General features: G+C 64.1%; 21 protein-coding genes and 1 tRNA gene. 9 read left to right on the top strand and 13 right to left on the bottom strand.

The window, feature by feature from the left end:
- Positions 1-93 precede the first annotated feature (93 nt).
- The 3 genes from LY254_RS12945 to LY254_RS12935 are packed head-to-tail and all read left to right on the top strand — an operon-like array spanning position 94 to position 2,596.
- Positions 94-1,239: a trypsin-like peptidase domain-containing protein gene (locus LY254_RS12945; protein ID WP_050778462.1), complete on the top strand. Its 1,146-nt coding sequence runs from the start codon at positions 94-96 to the stop codon at positions 1,237-1,239.
- 8 nt (positions 1,240-1,247) lie between these two features.
- Entirely contained in the window at positions 1,248-1,907 is a 660-nt protein-coding gene (locus LY254_RS12940; protein WP_247477739.1) for a TIGR04282 family arsenosugar biosynthesis glycosyltransferase, read from the top strand.
- Positions 1,904-2,596 (top strand): TIGR04283 family arsenosugar biosynthesis glycosyltransferase, encoded by a 693-nt coding sequence (locus LY254_RS12935; protein ID WP_247477738.1) that lies wholly within the window; start codon positions 1,904-1,906, stop codon positions 2,594-2,596. Before LY254_RS12940 ends, LY254_RS12935 begins: the two co-directional genes overlap by 4 nt.
- On the opposite strand, the gene LY254_RS12930 is transcribed toward LY254_RS12935, so the two are convergent.
- On the bottom strand, positions 2,593-3,063 hold the full coding sequence (locus tag LY254_RS12930) for a GNAT family N-acetyltransferase (protein ID WP_247479926.1): 471 nt from the start codon (positions 3,061-3,063) through the stop codon (positions 2,593-2,595). The two genes, LY254_RS12935 and LY254_RS12930, sit on opposite strands and share 4 nt — an antisense overlap.
- Before the next feature lie 139 nt (positions 3,064-3,202).
- Between LY254_RS12930 and LY254_RS12925 the strand changes: the two genes are divergently transcribed.
- A complete protein-coding gene (locus LY254_RS12925; RefSeq protein WP_371820474.1) occupies positions 3,203-3,895 on the top strand; it encodes an alpha/beta fold hydrolase in 693 nt (230 codons plus the stop codon).
- On the opposite strand, the gene LY254_RS12920 is transcribed toward LY254_RS12925, so the two are convergent.
- On the bottom strand, positions 3,892-5,691 hold the full coding sequence (locus LY254_RS12920; protein WP_247477737.1) for an ABC transporter ATP-binding protein: 1,800 nt from the start codon (positions 5,689-5,691) through the stop codon (positions 3,892-3,894). The genes LY254_RS12925 and LY254_RS12920 overlap by 4 nt on opposite strands.
- Positions 5,691-6,326 (bottom strand): ATP phosphoribosyltransferase, encoded by a 636-nt coding sequence (hisG, locus tag LY254_RS12915; protein ID WP_010316491.1) that lies wholly within the window; start codon positions 6,324-6,326, stop codon positions 5,691-5,693. The genes LY254_RS12920 and hisG overlap by 1 nt, the downstream gene beginning before the upstream one ends.
- Before the next feature lie 29 nt (positions 6,327-6,355).
- Here hisG and gloB point away from each other — a divergent pair, with 29 nt between their 5' ends.
- Positions 6,356-7,105: a hydroxyacylglutathione hydrolase gene (gloB, locus tag LY254_RS12910; protein WP_247477736.1), complete on the top strand. Its 750-nt coding sequence runs from the start codon at positions 6,356-6,358 to the stop codon at positions 7,103-7,105.
- Positions 7,106-7,108: 3 nt separating this feature from the next.
- On the opposite strand, the gene LY254_RS12905 is transcribed toward gloB, so the two are convergent.
- Positions 7,109-8,203: an ABC transporter ATP-binding protein gene (locus tag LY254_RS12905; RefSeq protein WP_371820473.1), complete on the bottom strand. Its 1,095-nt coding sequence runs from the start codon at positions 8,201-8,203 to the stop codon at positions 7,109-7,111.
- A gap of 55 nt (positions 8,204-8,258) precedes the next feature.
- On the opposite strand from LY254_RS12905, the gene LY254_RS12900 reads away from it, so the two are divergent.
- Entirely contained in the window at positions 8,259-8,657 is a 399-nt protein-coding gene (locus tag LY254_RS12900; RefSeq protein ID WP_071777973.1) for a Rid family detoxifying hydrolase, read from the top strand.
- Here LY254_RS12900 and LY254_RS12895 read toward each other — a convergent pair.
- Both LY254_RS12895 and LY254_RS12890 read right to left on the bottom strand, forming a co-directional pair.
- Complete coding sequence (locus LY254_RS12895) at positions 8,546-9,247, bottom strand: alpha-ketoglutarate-dependent dioxygenase AlkB (protein ID WP_247477734.1); 702 nt, start codon at positions 9,245-9,247, stop codon at positions 8,546-8,548. The two genes, LY254_RS12900 and LY254_RS12895, sit on opposite strands and share 112 nt — an antisense overlap.
- Positions 9,244-9,915 (bottom strand): M23 family metallopeptidase, encoded by a 672-nt coding sequence (locus LY254_RS12890; protein ID WP_247477733.1) that lies wholly within the window; start codon positions 9,913-9,915, stop codon positions 9,244-9,246. The genes LY254_RS12895 and LY254_RS12890 overlap by 4 nt, the downstream gene beginning before the upstream one ends.
- Before the next feature lie 84 nt (positions 9,916-9,999).
- On the opposite strand from LY254_RS12890, the gene LY254_RS12885 reads away from it, so the two are divergent.
- The 3 genes from LY254_RS12885 (at position 10,000) to LY254_RS12875 (ending at position 10,854) form a co-directional block, all read left to right on the top strand.
- Positions 10,000-10,073 (top strand) — tRNA-Pro (locus LY254_RS12885).
- Between the two features lie 246 nt (positions 10,074-10,319).
- Positions 10,320-10,508: a helix-turn-helix domain-containing protein gene (locus LY254_RS12880; protein ID WP_247477732.1), complete on the top strand. Its 189-nt coding sequence runs from the start codon at positions 10,320-10,322 to the stop codon at positions 10,506-10,508.
- Between the two features lie 127 nt (positions 10,509-10,635).
- Entirely contained in the window at positions 10,636-10,854 is a 219-nt protein-coding gene (locus tag LY254_RS12875) for a hypothetical protein (protein WP_247477730.1), read from the top strand.
- A 7-nt stretch (positions 10,855-10,861) separates the two neighbouring features.
- On the opposite strand, the gene LY254_RS12870 is transcribed toward LY254_RS12875, so the two are convergent.
- From LY254_RS12870 to LY254_RS12845, 7 genes are all read right to left on the bottom strand, one after another.
- Positions 10,862-11,137: a hypothetical protein gene (locus tag LY254_RS12870; protein WP_247477729.1), complete on the bottom strand. Its 276-nt coding sequence runs from the start codon at positions 11,135-11,137 to the stop codon at positions 10,862-10,864.
- A gap of 274 nt (positions 11,138-11,411) precedes the next feature.
- Positions 11,412-11,888, bottom strand: a complete 477-nt coding sequence (locus LY254_RS12865) for a hypothetical protein (RefSeq protein ID WP_247477726.1) — start codon at positions 11,886-11,888, stop codon at positions 11,412-11,414.
- 18 nt (positions 11,889-11,906) lie between these two features.
- Positions 11,907-12,248, bottom strand: a complete 342-nt coding sequence (locus LY254_RS12860) for a hypothetical protein (protein ID WP_247477723.1) — start codon at positions 12,246-12,248, stop codon at positions 11,907-11,909.
- Entirely contained in the window at positions 12,245-12,835 is a 591-nt protein-coding gene (locus tag LY254_RS12855) for an MliC family protein (protein WP_247477721.1), read from the bottom strand. The genes LY254_RS12860 and LY254_RS12855 overlap by 4 nt, the downstream gene beginning before the upstream one ends.
- Positions 12,829-13,167, bottom strand: a complete 339-nt coding sequence (locus LY254_RS12850; RefSeq protein WP_247477719.1) for a hypothetical protein — start codon at positions 13,165-13,167, stop codon at positions 12,829-12,831. Before LY254_RS12850 ends, LY254_RS12855 begins: the two co-directional genes overlap by 7 nt.
- A gap of 377 nt (positions 13,168-13,544) precedes the next feature.
- On the bottom strand, positions 13,545-13,667 hold the full coding sequence (locus LY254_RS13010) for a hypothetical protein (protein ID WP_256463394.1): 123 nt from the start codon (positions 13,665-13,667) through the stop codon (positions 13,545-13,547).
- Positions 13,668-13,747: 80 nt separating this feature from the next.
- Positions 13,748-15,487 carry an autotransporter outer membrane beta-barrel domain-containing protein gene (locus LY254_RS12845; protein ID WP_247477716.1) on the bottom strand — a complete coding sequence of 580 codons (1,740 nt, stop codon included), beginning with the start codon at positions 15,485-15,487 and terminating at the stop codon, positions 13,748-13,750.
- Positions 15,488-15,531 lie beyond the last annotated feature (44 nt).

The following is a 15,531-nucleotide window of genomic DNA, read 5'->3' as shown; positions in this document are numbered from 1 at the left end:
GTCATCCCCTGGGGTCCATGAATATAGGGGTGGTCTGAGGCGGGAGTGTCTCCGATGATGCGCCTGAACACCTGCCCCACATCTCTGCTGCGCATGACCCGTTTGATGCATGGCGTTCGCCCCCAGCTCGCCTTGGGTTGCTTGCTGCTGAGTGTGGGCCTGAGCGGCTGCGGGACCGGCGGTTTGCGGCTACCGCTCTGGAACGGCAGCAGGGGCGGAGACGGCGCTCAGGTCAGCGATGCGCCCGCCGCCGCCCCCCTACCGGGGGGCAAAAGTTTTGTGGTCAACGCGGTCGACAAGGTCGGACCGGCGGTGGTGCGAATCGACACGGTGCGGCGGGTGGTCAACCCGATGGGCGGACTGTTTGGCAGTGGTCCCTCGGTGCAGCAGCAGCAGGGGCAGGGCTCGGGCTTCATCACCCGATCCGACGGGGTGATCCTGACCAATGCCCACGTGGTCGAGGGCACCAATGAAGTGGGCGTCACCCTGCCGGATGGCCGCAATTTCAAGGGCAAGGTGCTGGGCTCTGACCCGGTCACCGATGTCGCTGTGGTGAAGGTGGCAGCAGCGAACCTGCCCGTGGCACCCCTGGGTAATTCCAAAGGCGTGCGGCCCGGCGAATGGGCGATCGCGATCGGCAACCCCCTGGGTCTCGATAACACCGTCACCTTGGGAATCATCAGCGCGGTGCAGCGCACCAATGCCCTCGGGGAGGGGCAACGGGTGCCCTACATCCAGACCGACGCGGCCGTGAACCCGGGCAACAGCGGCGGTCCCCTGATCAATGATCGCGGTCAGGTGATTGGGATCAACACCGCCATCCGACAGGCCCCTGGCGCGGGTCTGAGCTTTGCCATCCCGATCAACCTCGGGCGCCAAATCGCCGCACAAATCCTCGATCGCGGCCAGGCCTCCCACCCCTACATCGGTGTACGGCTCCAGGCCCTGACCCCCCAACTCGCCAGGGAGGTCAATGCCACCGATGCCGAGTGCCGGCTGCCGGAGACCAAAGGCGTCGTGGTGGTGGAGGTCATCCCCGGCAGTCCAGCCGCCAAGGGAGGCATGCGCGCCTGTGACCTGATTGAGCAGGTCGGCGGCAAGCCCGTGAAGAACCCCTCCGAAGTGCAGGTCGCGGTGGACCAGGGACGCGTCGGCCAGAACCTGGCGATCGTGATCCAGCGCAAGGAGCGGACGCTCACCCTCCAGATCAAGCCCGCTGAACTCCCCCGCGGGAAGTAGGCGCGGCCTTGGCTGCCCCTCTGACCCTGGTGGTCATGGCCCGCTGGCCAGCCCCCGGACGCTGCAAAACCAGGCTGGCCCGCCACACGGGTCGACTGGCGGCGGCCCAGATCCAACGCCAGCTGACGCAGCACAGCCTTGAGGTCAGCGGCCGCTGGAGCCAACGGCACCAGCACAAGCTGCTGATGGCCGTCGACGGTCTGGGGCCCCGCGGGTTGCGCCGCTGGCAGGGGCAGCTGCAGGCTCTCGCTCCAGGGGTTCAGCTCGGGCCACAGGGCGGAGGCAACTTGGGCTGCCGCATGCAGCGGCAGTTGCAGCGGGCCTTCCAGGCGGGGGCTGAGCGGGTGATCGTGATTGGAACGGATCTGCCCGCCCTGGAAACCAGTGATCTCGACGCCGCAGCCGAGGCACTCCTGAGGGCACCGCTGGTCCTTGGGCCCGCCCGAGATGGCGGCTACTGGTTGATTGGCCTGAACCGCTCCGGCTTCCGCCGCGCCGGATCCCGGCTGATGAGTGGCATCCCCTGGGGCAGTGATCAGGTGCTGCAGCGCAGCCTGGCTGCCGCCGCGGCGCACCAGCTCCCTGCGGTCCTGCTGCGACAGCAGAACGACCTCGATGAACCGAGCGATCTGGAGGACTGGCTGCGCTGCCAGCTACCGCCCGCATGAAGCGACCGTCCCTGGCCGTCGTCATTCCCGCGCGGCAGGAAGCGCAGCGCCTACCGCTGTTGCTCGCCGATCTGCAGCAGGCCCCACTCGGGCTAGAGACAGAGCTGATCGTGGTGGACTCCAGCGCCGATCCAGGGACCGCCGACGTGGCCCAGCTCGCCGGCGCCCAGGTGATCCGCTGCGCCGCCAACCGTGGACTGCAACTCCAGCTCGGCATTGCCGCCTCAACGTCTCCTTGGTTGTTGCTGTTGCATGCCGACTGCAGGCTTCCGGCCCGTTGGGGGGCGTCGGTGGAGCGCGCCATGGGGCAAGCACCAGCCGCTTGGTACTTCGACTTCCAGGTCGCCGCGGCCGGTCTGCCGCTGCGGCTGCTGGAGCTGGCCGTTCAGCTGCGCTGCATGATCCGGGCCCTGCCCTACGGCGACCAAGGGCTGCTGCTGCCGCGGGCCCTGCTGGAGCAGGCCGGGGGCATGCGGCCCCTGCCGCTGATGGAGGACCTGGATCTGGTCCAACGGCTCCAACCCCTGGCCCCCCTGCGCCGGCTCGGCCAACCACTGGCAGTCGATGGCCGCCGCTGGAGACGCGATGGGGTGCTGCGAACGGCAGAACGCAACGCGGCCCTGCGCCGGGCCTGGCGCCGCGGCGCCACGGCCCAGGAGCTTGCCCAGCGCTACTACCGCAGCCCCTAGGGGGCGTACCAGAAGGCGCAGCGGCGGTTTTGCGGTTCCAGCTCCCAACCCTGGGCGCCATAGAACTCGATCACGCCGGGATCGGCGAACAGGCTGATGCGCTCCACCTGCATCCGCTGCAGGCGCTCGATCACGTACTGCATCAGCTGTTTGCCCAGGCCCAGACCTTGGTAATGGGGGTGGACGGCCACATCCCACACCGTGGCTTCGATCACCCCGTCACCGGTGCAGCGGGCAAAGCCCACCAGGCGCGGCAGGCGGGCGTCATGGCGCCAGAGGGCCACCACCAGGAGGCTGTTCTCCAGGGCAATGCGCACCCGCCTCATCGGACGGCGGCTCCAACCCACCGCATCGGTGAGTTGCTCGAGCTCATAGAGATCAATCTCCCGCTCCTGGCTCAAGACCAGTGAAGTCGGGGCGTTTGGGGTCGCGCAGACGCGATGGTCCCGGCCGTAGAGCTCCTCCAGTTCAGTGGCGCTGGAACCAATCAGAACGGAGCTCCCTGCGGGGTTCGGTTGATCCTGACCCACCAGGTCACCCCCTTGATGCAGGCTGGGTCCGTTTCTTGCATTGGGATCCCTGGGCACAGCACCTCTGCTGGTTGGCGTGCATGGTTGGCTGCTCTCCGGGCGGCTGTGGGATCCGCTGCGCACGGCCCTGGAGCCCAGGTGGGACTGCTGGACCCCTGATCTGCCGGGCTTTGGCCAACGCCCGAGGCCCCAAGGCCTGCGGACCAACTTGGTCAGCTATGGCCGCTGGCTGGCGGAGGCGGCCCAGGAGCAAGCCGGCGGCCGGCCGATCGTGCTGATCGGCCACTCCCTGGGGGGAAGCCTGGTGCTCCATGCCGCCCCCCATCTGGGGGAGCAACTGCGCGGCATCATCCAGGTCGCCTCCGGAGGCGGGGTCTATCAGCCGCGGCCCTTTCGGATGGTGCGCAACGGCGGAGCCACCTTTTTGCGCTGGCGGCCGAGTTGGCTCGCCCAGCTCCCTGGCACCGAGGCCATTCGCAGCCCCCTGGTGGCGGAGCTCCGTGCCGCCCGCGGGCTGCTGGCCTGCAGCATGCAGCGCGGGGCCGTGCGCCAGCTGCCGGCGCTGACGAGCCAACTGCAGGTCCCCAGCCTCTGGGTGGTGGGCAGCAAGGACACGGTGATGGAGCCGCGCTACGTCCGCCATCTCTCGGGCTACGCCCCCAATGCCGAGGTGCAGGAGCTCGAAGGGGAAGGGCATCTGCCGATGCGCAGCGCGCCAGACGCCCTCGCCCGAGTCATCGAGGACTGGCTGGATCGAACCTTGTCCTAGAGCCTGGCCAGACCGCGTTCTTGAAGGTCGGCCAACTGGGCATAGAGACCACCGGCTGCGCGCAGGGCCGTGTGGGTTCCCTCTTCGATCAGGCGACCGCGCTTGAGCACCAGGATGCGGTGGGCTGCCTCCACCGTGGCCAGGCGGTGGGCGATGACGATGGCCGTCCGTTGGCGCAGAACCCGATCGAGATCCCGCTGCAGGGTGGCCTCGGTGGACGGGTCCAGGAAGGCCGTGGCCTCGTCCATCACCAAGACCGAGGGATTGCGGATCGCCACCCGCGCCACCGAGAGCAACTGGCGCTCACCGGAGGAGAGGTTGCTGCCGCGCTCGCGCAGCTCTGTAGCCAGCCCCGAAGGCAGTCGATCGAGCAGGGGCTCAAGACCCAGCTCCGAGCAGAGGCGCTCGAGCTCGACATCGCTGATGGCGCCATCGAGGCGCAGGTTGTCGGCCACGTTGCCGCTGAACAGGAAGGTGTCCTGCAGCACCACCCCGAGGCGCTGGCGCAGGGTGGGGATGGGCAACTCTCGGATGTCCACGCCATCCAGCAGGATCCGGCCCTGCTGGGGTTCATAGAGGCGGCAGAGCAGGCGGATGATGGTGGTCTTGCCCGATCCGGTCGGACCGACCAAGGCCACGTGCTCCCCAGGAGCAATCCGGAAGGAGAGGTCCGTCAGGATCGGATCGTCCGGGCGGTAGGCGAAGGAGACGTTTTCAAAAATCACCTCACCGGCGCTGCTGAAGTCGCTGCCACTGCGAATGGCGGCCGAGGAGCGCTGGTTTAGGGGCAGCTCCTGAATCTCAATGGGCTCCTCCAGCAGCTCACCGATGCGCTCAACAGCGGTCAGGCCGCCTTGGATCTGAGTGAAGCGCTCCGCCAACTGGCGCAGGGGATCAAACAGACGCTGGGAATAGAGGATGAAGGTCGTCAGGGTGCCCAGGCCCATCGCCCCAGCGGTGACCATCCAGCCCCCCAGGGCCAGCACCAGGGAAATCGCCCCCAGGGACACCCACTCGATCAACGCCGAGATCGAGGAGTCGTAAAAGATCGTGCCGTTGACCGCATTGCGGTAGGCATCAGCGGTGCGGGCAAAGCGGGCGGAGTTGTGGGACTCCCGGCGGAACATCTGCACAACCTCCAGACCCTGAAGGTTCTCCTGCAAATCCGCGTTCATCTGGGAGAGCTCCTCGCGGACCCGGTAGTTGGCCTTGCGATAGCGCTTCTGCAACCAGAGCATGGTCAAGGTGACTGGCACCTGCACCGACAGCAGCAACACCCCGAGGCGCGGTTCAATCGCCACCATCGTCCCGGCGATCACCAAGAGGGTGACCAGGTCCGCCAGCAGCCCCACGGCGCCACTGCCAAAGACCTCGGCCAGGGCATCGACGTCACTGGTCAGGCGCGTCAGCAACTTGCCAACGGGCGTGCGGTCGTGGAAGCGCAGCGAGAGGTCGAGCGAATGGGCAAACAGGTCGTTGCGGATCCGCGCGGTCAGACGTTGGCCAACGGCTTGCACGTTGAAGCTCTGGACACCCTGCAGACCCAGGCGGATCAGGACCGCCACCAGCAAGAGCGACACCAGGGTCCGCAACTGGCCCGAGAGGGGCATGGCCTGCAGCCAGGGCAGCACCGGCTCCTGACGCAGGGCCGAAATCGCCTGTCCGACCAGCAGGGGTTGAACCGCAGCGGCACCCGCCACCGGGATCAGCAGCACCAGGGTGAGCAGCAACCGTTTGCGATCGCGCCCGAGGTAGGGCAGAAGACGCAGCAGCCGTTGACGATCGCGCTTGGCCATCAAGCGCCTGCGCTGGCGATTTGATCGACGATCGATTGGATCTCGCCGGAATCGAGCCGCAGCGACAGCGGATGGCCCACCAGGCGGGCGGTGGAGTGGAACAGATCTTCGATGGCGATCAGGCCGTTTTCTTCGAGGGTGCGGCCGGTGGCCACCAGATCGACGATGGCTTCGCTCATGCCGGTGATCGGACCGAGCTCCACCGAGCCGGCCAGATGGATCAACTCCACAGGCAGATCCAGGGCCTCGAAGTACTCCTCAGCGCAGCGGGTGAACTTGCTGGCGATGCGGCAGTGGGCCGGCAGGTCACTGGCCCGGCGATAGGGACTGGAGGCCTTCACGGCCACGCTCATCCGGCAGCCGCCAAAGCCCAGATCCACCAACTGAGCCACGGGCAGCTGGTGTTCCTTCAAGACGTCGTAGCCCACCACCCCCAGCTGGGCCTGGCCGTAGGCCACATAGACCGGCACATCGGCATTGCGCACCAGCAGCGCCCGGGCGCGACCACAGACGCTGGGCACCATCAGCTGGCGGTTGCCCGGCTCCAGCACCGCTGCGAAATCCAGGCCGGCGGCCGCGAAGCGGCGGACCGAGTCCTTCAGCAGGGCTCCCTTGGCCAGCGCGACGGTGATCATGGTTGGCAGCCTGAACCGGGACTTTAACGATGCATGCCGCCACGACGGTTTCGCTGATCCCTGTGCTGAGCGACAACTACGTGTTCGTTCTCCACGGCGAAGGTCCGGGTGCGGTGGTGGTGGATCCGGCGGTGGCCGAGCCCGTGATCGCCTGGCTGGAGGAGAAGGGTCTGGAGCTGGAGGCGATCCTGCACACCCACCACCACAGCGACCACATCGGCGGAACACCCGGGCTGTTGCAGCGCTGGCCCGAGGCGGCGGTGATCGCCAGTGCCACGGATCGTGAGCGGATCCCGCTGCAAACCCAAGGGGTCCAGGGGGGCGATCAGCTGAGGCTGTTGGGCCGAGAGCTGAGGGTGCTGGAGGTGCCCGGCCACACGCGTCACCACATTGCCTATGTCGTGGAGCCGGAGGCGGGAGGAGCCGCTGAGCTGTTCTGCGGCGACACCTTGTTTGCCGGCGGCTGCGGTCGCCTGTTTGAAGGCACCCCCGAGCAGATGCTCAGCTCCCTGGGCAGCCTGGCCGCCCTGGGGCCCGAGACCCGGGTCTGGTGCGCCCATGAGTACACCGAAGGCAACCTGCGCTGGGCGGCGGAGCGGGAACCGGACAATGCCGCGATCCGCACGCGACTGGCGGAGGTCCAGCAGCTGCGTCGTGAGGGACGGCCAACGATTCCCAGCCACATTGGACTGGAGCAGGAGACGAACCTGTTCATCCGGGCCCAAGACGCGGCGGCGCTGCGCCAGCTGCGCGGTCACAAGGACCTCTGGCGGGGCTAGGGCTCAGCCGCGGGCGATGAGGGCGGCACCACTGGGGTAGAGCCGGCCCTGCTCACCTGCGCGCAGGTGCAACTGACAGCGCTGGCCGCGGGCATAGTCCAGCTCCAAGGGCAGACGCAGGCGCAGGCGTCGGTCATCGAGCTGCACCTGATAGAGCCACTCACGGCCGAGGAATTCCCGGCCCACGACCCAGGCCTCGGCGTCATCGTCCGGAACCAAGGCGATGGCCTGCTGACTGACCAGCACCTCCAAGTCCGAGGAGGAGGACGCAGCAGCCCCGGCCTCCGTTGGTTCGAGCACCCCGAGGGGCGTGAGGCAAAGACCGTCCTGGAGCTGGGCCGGCAGCAGGTTGCCCTGCAGCACAAAGCGACCGACAAAGGAGGTCGCCGGGGCCGTCACCAAGTCGTGGGGGCTGGCGCATTGGTGCAGATGCCCGGACTCCAGGACCGCCACCCGATCACAGATCGCCATGGCCTCCTCCGGGTCGTGGGTCACGATCACCCCGCTGGCGCCGCAACGGGCCAGGACACCGGGAAGCTCCGCCCGCAGGCGCAGCCGCACCTCCACATCCAGATTGGAGAAGGGCTCATCGAGGAGCACCAGGGAACAGCCCGGAGCCAGGGCGCGGGCCAGGGCCAGGCGCTGCCGCTGACCGCCGGAGAGCTCATGGGGATAACGGCGCTCGAGGCCCTTGAGGCCCAGCAGTTCCAACAGCCAGGAGGCGCGACTGGTGTCCTGACCTGGCCTGAGGCCAAAGCAGGCGTTACGCCAGGCATCGAGGTGGGGGAAGAGGGCGTAGTCCTGAAAGACCATGCCCACTCCGCGGCGCTCCGGGGGTAACCAACGTCCCTGCCCGGCCACGGGGCGACCGCCGATGGACACAGAGCCGCGGTCGGGCTTCTCAAAACCAGCGATCAGGCGCAGCAGGGTGGTTTTGCCGCAGCCCGAGGGGCCCAGCAGTCCGACCAACTCACCGGGCTGGAGCTGGAAATCAATGTCGCGAAGAGTCCAGTCACCACTGGAGGCGGGGCCGCTGTAGCGATGCCACAGGCCACTGAGCTCCACCTGCGGCTCCTGGGGGAGATCAGGGCTGGGCATCTCAGGGCGCATTCAGCAGGTTCGCCATAGGCTCGGCGCCACATCCTCTCGTGCAATGACCCTTCCAGCGATTGAGGCGGTGACAACCGCCGCGGCACCCGCACCGGTCGGCCCCTACAACCAGGCCGTCAAGGCGGGTGGGGTGCTCTATTGCTCCGGCCAAATCGCGCTGGATCCAGCCACCGGCGCGATGGTCGGCAATGGAGATGTGGAGGCTGAGACCCGCCAGGTGCTCAGCAACCTTCAGGCCGTGCTCAAGGAAGCCGGCTGCACGCCGCAGCAGGTGGTGCGCACCACGGTCTTCCTGGCCGATCTGGGGGATTTCGCCAAGGTGAACGCGCTCTACGCCGAGGTATTTGGAGAGGGCGTCTCCCCGGCTCGCGCCTGCGTGGAGGTGGCCGCACTGCCGAAGGCCGCCCGGGTGGAGATCGACTGCATCGCGGTGCTGGGCTGAATCAGCCGAAAGGTGAGATTGATCCGCTCGGTCCTGACCCGGGCACGGGCCGGTAGGGCGTGCTGCCAGTGGGCCTGGGTGGGCGGATCCATCACCAACAGATCGCCGTCATCCAGGCAAAGCGAGAAGGGCGCCTCAGCGGACGCAAGAGAAGAACGTCTCGGGCGAAAACGCAGATCGCGCGGAACGCCGATGCTCAAGGAGGCGATGGGGGCCTGGTTGTCGAGTTCCGGTTCGTCATCGGCATGCCAGCCCATGCGGTCGTCTCCAGTGCGGTAGCGGTTCAGCAGCAGGCTGTTGAAGCGAACCCCCAACTCCTGCTCCAGGAGATCGCGAAGGGGCGCAATGGAGGGACTCCAGGGGGTGATGGGCTGCACCTGGCCGCTGTAGCGGTAGCTGCAGCCGGGGTCAGCCATCCAGCAGGTCAGACGAGGCGTGGGGTGCTGGCGGCCAAAGACGCGCACCAGGGGCTGCTCCCAGGGAACCTCCTGAGCCAGGCGCTGACGCAGGGATTCCGTGGCGATTCCATGGCCCTGTAGCCAGGCGGAACCGTGGCGAAGCTTCAGGCCAGGACGCTCAATCGCAATCAAGGCTGGGCTGGTTCAATCACCCGAGCTTCAGCCACGGGGGGCGGGGCCAGGAGCGTCAGGCGTGTGGCCTGATCAAGAACCGGGGTGGGATCGAGGGCCAGCATCTGCTCCCCTTGGCGCTGGCGCAACTCGACATGGAGATGGGGGCCACTGGCACGGCCGCTCTGGCCGACCAGGCCCAGGGTGGAGGCGGCCGTCAGGAAGTCACCTTTGCGGACGTTGGCGCTCTGCAGATGGGCATAGAGGCTCTGCCAACCGCGGCCATGGTCCAGGACCACCGTGAGGCCGTAGCCGTCGATGGGCTCCACCAGAACCACACGTCCAGGAAGCATGGCCAGAACAGGCGTGCCCGCGGGAGCCACCAGGTCCTGACCGGCGTGCATGCGCCAGGCCCCGCGGGAACTCGAATAGCGCCAGCCGTAGGGGTCCACCTCCGTGGCTTTGACCGCCAAGGGATAGACCACACGGATCGGCTGACCAGGACGCAGCGGCCAGGCCAGGGAATCGGGCATGGCCTCGCTGATTCCCATCCCGGGCGTCAGGTCAGCGACCGGAGTATCGCCAGGGATTTGCCATGGCCTCTCGGGGAGGGCCAGAGCCGGGAAAGGCAACAGACAGCCCGTCAGCCCGGCGAGGACAGCAACAGCGCGAACGGGGCCGAATCCCATGGTGGGGCGAGGACTTCGGGCCCGTTGTACCGGGGCCCAGCGCCACGGCCAGCCCAGCGGATCGACCGGTAAGCTCCAGACATACGGGGCGTGGCGCAGCTTGGTAGCGCGGGTGCTTTGGGAGCACTAGGTCGCAGGTTCGAATCCTGTCGCCCCGATTGACTTCTCACCAACCAGGCCTGAGCGGCGGGCTCAAAACGGGCTCAAAAATCCTTCCCGCTCTGGCTGGGAGTGTCCGGGGTTGTCAGGGCCGTCCCCCGTAGCCTCCTTTGCGAGCAAGCCTCAACGGCGGCGATACCGAGCTGCGTCATCTCTGAACGCATCCATCCCCTTTCGCCGGATCCGCTGATGGATCGATCGCAGATCTCCGATCCCAGGAGTTCCTGTCCTTCGCATCCACACCGATGACCCATACCCCCCACTGGTCCGTGCAACGTCAGGCCGCCGATTGCCTGGGCGTGAGCGAGCGGACGCTGCATCGCTGGCGCTCCGCCGGCCTACTCAATGCACGCCAGAGCTATGAGCAGCAGAGCGGTCTGGCGAGTTACAGCTTGGGTGCGGCGTTCTGGGAGGTAAGGGCGAGCAAGAGCTGACACCCCACCCCACTCCGCCAGCCATCAAGAGCCCTGGGCTACGGCCCGGGGCTTTTCGCTGCACCAATGGCCCTGCATCCACCCGCCACACCAGGCCTGGCTGCTCTGCACGAGGAATGCAGCCTGTTTGCCAGTCGCCCGGACCCCGTCTCCACAGTTATTGGAGCTGCTGCTGGTTCTTGGTGTGAAGCGAATCACAGCGCTGGCCGTGGGGCTGAGCGTGCTGTTGATCACCCATGCCGGCGATCAGTCGGCGGCAGAACGGGCCCTGCACACACAGATCGTGGCGCGGTTTGAGCGCGACCAACACCCCATGGCTCAAGCCCGGGCCATGGCCGCCAGCTGAACCGCCGTTACTCCAATACCCTCCCTGGCGCCGTGCACACCCAGGTGCGGTTGATGCCTTTGGCGGAGAGAAAGGGCGTGTTGTAGAAACTCGGCTGGCCCTTGGCGCTGTCGCTGTTTTGCACACGCCATTGTTCGCGTGCGCAGCTCACCGACAGCGTGAGGGTGCCGCCGCCGGGTTGGTTCAGACGGAACAGGCGCACCCCGTTGTAGAGGCCGAGGGGCTTGGCATTGAGCTGTTTCAGCAGGACCGCAAGCGCCTGATCAGATTCGGCTCGTGCCACATGAAGGAGGCTCCCAGGTGCTACGAGGCCTGCCAAAACACTGAGCACCCAGCGCCCTTGCCCGTGAAGTGCATTCATGGAGGTTGCCTGAAGGTTGCCCCACTGTGACCCTCGATCGCATGGATGCAGCAGTTGCGAAAGTCTGCCGGCCTCGACTACAGCTTCCAGGAACCTGAGTGATTCAGCAACCACGAGGCTTAAGCCCTTATTCGCCACCCGGCGGCGGAATTGGAGGGTGTCACACGGCGCCAGGGCTGGGCTCTTCTGCTGCGTTTCAAACTGCAGGTCTCTCCCCTGGGGGCTTGCATGCCCGTTCCAGTTCCTGTAGGTAGTCGCCCACCTTCATGTTGGCGATGGCTCGAGCTTCAGCTTCACGCCACCAGCGATCCGGGGCCACCAGGGCCTGAAGTTCGGCGCGATCAGTTCGGGTTAGTTGTTGTTCAATCGTTTCGCGGCTGAGCCAGCGTCGATTGTTGAGGCAGAGGCTCTGCACGGCATGCCAGTCCTCATGGCGCAGTGTGCTGCTCTGGTCGCCACGAGGACAGACCACGACTTGCCGGCTGCCACGAACGTAGAGGCCATAGAGATTGGGCTCGCGGCAGCGGGGATGGTCGCTCACCACGGCTACATCCATAGCCTCGAAGGCCATCCGCAGCTGCTGCAAGGCCGCTTCATTGGTGCGTTCACCACCGCTCCTGCCGAACAGGGGGATGGGCCATACAAATGCCAAGGCCAGGAGGGTCTGAACCATTCGAGCAGTTCCGCTTGTTCAGTCCACGGCAGTCATTGAATCAGCTGCTACTGGAGGTTGCTCATCATCACCTTCGAGCAGGACCACTTGGTAGATGGCTACGTTTACGGTGGCCAGGGAGCGCACAATCTCGGGAATCATCTGTGCTGGTGTTGAGATCGTGATCGATCGCCTCTGGCCCCTTGCGAGCTCATTGAGCAGCTGCGGTTCAATCGTGGTGAAGCGCTGCTTGGCTGCTTCTTCAAACACATCCACCGCCGGGCTTTGGCCAGACCCAAGCACGAACAACACCCGTCTGGGCAACTCGCTGTAGTCGGTGCTGATGGCTTCCAGCCGCTGAATCCTTTGTTGCTCGATCACTGGTTTGTGCAAGCGAGGTTCTGCCCAAACCAGCTGATACGAGTCTTGCCCTGGTGGTCCCAGAGTTCGACTCCTGAACTGCTGTAGCGAGAACCGCTGCCGGAACGCGCGATCGGGAGCAGCACGTGTTGATCACCCACGGCTAGATCAACGCTGGGGGCATCGCCGAGATTGATGAACACGACCGACACTGGAGCTGCAATGGGGCCAGAGCACTGAAGCGGTTTGCGCCAGAACACTTGCAAGGTGAACTCCCCTTCTCTGGTGAAGCGGATGCCATCGGCGTTGTCAGCATGTTGGTGGCTGATCCCGTGTTGATTGGCCGCGAAATTGAACGTTCCATGTGGCTGCATCGACACTGTTATGTCTCCATCGCGTTCCCTGAACGCACACGGCCCTCGCTGAATCGGTAGCGAGTCATCGTGGCGGCTCAGCAGGCAGTAGGCCTCTAGCCCACGCCCCTCGGCCGCCCGATGGCCTTTTATCGCCTGGCCGTAGATGAAGCCGATGATGTAGCCCTGGCCCCAGTAAAGGGCGGCTACGGCGGCACCGATGCAGGCTGCCGCCGTGGCCAGTGGTTTTACCACTGCTTGAACTCGTTCACCGTGCCGTCGTAGTTCACATTGCAATAGCCCTTGGCTGTTTTGCCGTCCACCGCCCAGTTGAAGCTGAGGCCGCTGGCCTTCACGTCTTTCATGGTCATCGCGCCTGAATCGAGGCTTTGCTTCAGCGTGGCGCCGAGGCTGATCCGCGCTTCAGCCATGCTCACGTCAAATTGCTCCACCACGCGCAATTTGCATGCGTTGCCTAGACGCTGGGTGACAGCGTCGAGTTTGTTGGCCAGGGCTGGGGCACTGATCACGGTGAATAGTCCGGCCGTTAGGCCAAGGCTGATCAGATGAGGCAGGGGGCGTGTCATGGCGAAGTCGGAGCTCACCGAATTCTGGTCATTGCAAAACCTTTTTCGCCCCATGCATCGAGTCTTGCGAGTTGGGATCTGAGACCAAGCGGTTGTGGTGTCGTTGTGTTGCTCGCAGTCATCCCGGCCAGCGCCAGCTTCCGGTCCGGGTGCAGATGTCGCCAGTGGGACTGCCTGGCCAGGGCTTCTCGCAGGCTGATTTTGATCAGAGCGAAATGCTCTCGGGTGATCGGTGCAACCAAAAATCCCCGCCTTGCGGCGAGGGTTAGAGGACGAACGAGTGATCGAGGCGATCAGTCGAGGTCGGGCATGTCCAGAGTGGGCTCGGCCTTGCGGTCGATGCCTTTCTCGAAGCTCAAAGCATTCCCCTGCAGCTCTCACCAGCGCAGCTTGAGCCCCCCGCCATAGCTGAGCTCGTTGCCATTGCTCCAGAAGGCACCACCCACGCCGGCATAGAGGGAGAGGGCTTCTGACGTTTCGTATTCCAGCGAGAGGCCCACATCAAGCGCATTAGCTAGACGGCTGATCAGTGGCAGTCGCTAAGGGTCGTGATCGAGCTTGTTGGGGATCTGATACCCAATCACCAGCTGTAACGGAAGCCTCCGCCGTAGGTCAGCTCGTTCCCGTTAGACCAAAAGGATCCAGCAACGTTGCTGTAGATCGCGGTGCTGGAACTGATTTCATACTCAAGTCCAAGGGAAACATCGACGTCATTGCTACCTCGGTTCTGGCCGTAGACATCGATTTCACCTGCTTCTGGCAGATCGACGAAACCACCAGTCACCTCGTGCTCTTCGTCGGAGTTGCCATTGACGTCGTAGCGATAGCCAACACCAAGCCTCGGGATGAGTCGACTTTCAGAGGAGACAACTATGGGAGCCTGCAGAATCAAACCACCACCAAAGATCACCGATGTGGCTGTGTGTGGATTGAGCTTGAGGTTGAGGGACTGTGCACCTGATTCCTCAATGAGCCCTTGGGAGTACCCAGCGAAGGAAACCAAGGCATTGGGCTTGAGAAGGATGGCGTTACGGCGTTCTTTCTCTTTTTGCTTGGGGTCCGCTGAGTCAGTGACTTTTGAGAGAGTGAAGGCGTATTCACCTGTTAACGCAACGGTGTAGCCGTTGGAATTCCAGTCCGCTTCTGCAAGACGATTGATCGTGCCGAACTGGATTGGCCTGCGTGAATCGCTGTTGAAGCGCGAGTAACCGCCAAGCAGGGCAATGGTTGCTGGTTCAGATGGCTTGTACAAGCCGTAGAGGCCGCCCGAGTAGGTATCACTATTAACCCGTGTATCGGCAAATTCGTAGTTGTAGAGATTGTTCTGTCCGTAGCCAAAAACTCCGCCAATGCTGAACTGATCGCTCAGTGCGTATTCGACGCCATAGGTGGACTGGAAGATGTTGTAGTCAAGCGAGCCAAGGTCCTCTGTTCCCCTGAGGCTGGCCTGTGTGTTGGTGCCGTCGATGACAAGAGACCAGGGGAGTTTCTTCTTGACCTTGGCCGTTTTGCAGCTGGCTGACTCTTTTGATGCTTCTTGGTCTTTGGCGCTTGCCGTCATTGCATTTCCATTCTCAGCAACACAAACTTTGACCTTTTCGGTTTTTGTGTAGGAGATCTTGTTGTCAGCAAGAGCAATTGCCAGAGCGTTCTTCCTGAACCGATTCATCGATTCTAGGCCGACGGAGAGGTTGCTGGCATAGGGCTCTGCAGTGAGCTGCTCATAGGCCGCGTCGACTTGACTTTGTGTTGAAAGGGATGTAAGTGCCCCAAAGACTTTCAGGACATCTGCAAATTGCGATGACGCAGTGCTTGATGTTGCGGACAAGTACGTAAGCTTTCCACCTGCAACCTTCCCTGTGTTCTTGGAAATTCCAGGACCAGTCGATACGACTACTTTTGATCCCGAGGAGTTTAGTGACGTGGTCTGTGAAGGAAGCGGTGCACTGAACGCATAGACCACGCTTGTGTTTGGACCAACAGCATTGCCCTGTGTACTAATATAGGTTTGTCCATCGGAGGCCATGATGTTAAAGACTCCATAGAGGGGTCGTTTTGCCCAGGCAAAGTAAGCTGTTTTCCCAGTCGAATATCCCGCATTAACCCACTCCCCTGCAAATTTCTTAGCATCTGACTCATAAGGCCACCAAGGAGTTGATTGAAGCGTCGAGGCGTGAGCGTTGTAGTTTCCGTAAAAGGTTTGAATATTATAAGTCTTTCCGTCTACATTTACGAGATCGGCCCTGGCTGGAACCTGAAAAAAGGCAACTGCGCAAAGAGCAAGAATCTGCCGCCCCCTATTCTTTGAGCCTGCTTTCATTGCTGGATACTTTTAGCCTGCGGAATATAGCGGGCGCAAACCCG

It is taken from the genome of Synechococcus sp. NB0720_010 (assembly GCF_023078835.1).
GTDB lineage: Bacteria > Cyanobacteriota > Cyanobacteriia > PCC-6307 > Cyanobiaceae > Vulcanococcus.
Note: the sequence above shows the minus strand (reverse complement) of the source record. Positions and strands in the feature narration are given on the sequence as shown.

Bases quoted from the DNA above. Each gene is read 5' to 3' on its own strand.
- LY254_RS12945 (WP_050778462.1), top strand. From the start codon at position 94: ATGACCCGTTTGATGCATGGCGTTCGCCCCCAGCTCGCCTTGGGTTGC.
- LY254_RS12935 (WP_247477738.1), top strand. From the start codon at position 1,904: ATGAAGCGACCGTCCCTGGCCGTCGTCATTCCCGCGCGGCAGGAAGCG.
- LY254_RS12920 (WP_247477737.1), bottom strand. From the start codon at position 5,691: ATGGCCAAGCGCGATCGTCAACGGCTGCTGCGTCTTCTGCCCTACCTC.
- hisG (WP_010316491.1), bottom strand. From the start codon at position 6,326: ATGATCACCGTCGCGCTGGCCAAGGGAGCCCTGCTGAAGGACTCGGTC.
- gloB (WP_247477736.1), top strand. From the start codon at position 6,356: ATGCATGCCGCCACGACGGTTTCGCTGATCCCTGTGCTGAGCGACAAC.
- LY254_RS12905 (WP_371820473.1), bottom strand. From the start codon at position 8,203: ATGCCCAGCCCTGATCTCCCCCAGGAGCCGCAGGTGGAGCTCAGTGGC.
- LY254_RS12900 (WP_071777973.1), top strand. From the start codon at position 8,259: ATGACCCTTCCAGCGATTGAGGCGGTGACAACCGCCGCGGCACCCGCA.
- LY254_RS12890 (WP_247477733.1), bottom strand. From the start codon at position 9,915: ATGGGATTCGGCCCCGTTCGCGCTGTTGCTGTCCTCGCCGGGCTGACG.
- LY254_RS12880 (WP_247477732.1), top strand. From the start codon at position 10,320: ATGACCCATACCCCCCACTGGTCCGTGCAACGTCAGGCCGCCGATTGC.
- LY254_RS12865 (WP_247477726.1), bottom strand. From the start codon at position 11,888: ATGGTTCAGACCCTCCTGGCCTTGGCATTTGTATGGCCCATCCCCCTG.
- LY254_RS12850 (WP_247477719.1), bottom strand. From the start codon at position 13,167: ATGACACGCCCCCTGCCTCATCTGATCAGCCTTGGCCTAACGGCCGGA.
- LY254_RS12845 (WP_247477716.1), bottom strand. From the start codon at position 15,487: ATGAAAGCAGGCTCAAAGAATAGGGGGCGGCAGATTCTTGCTCTTTGC.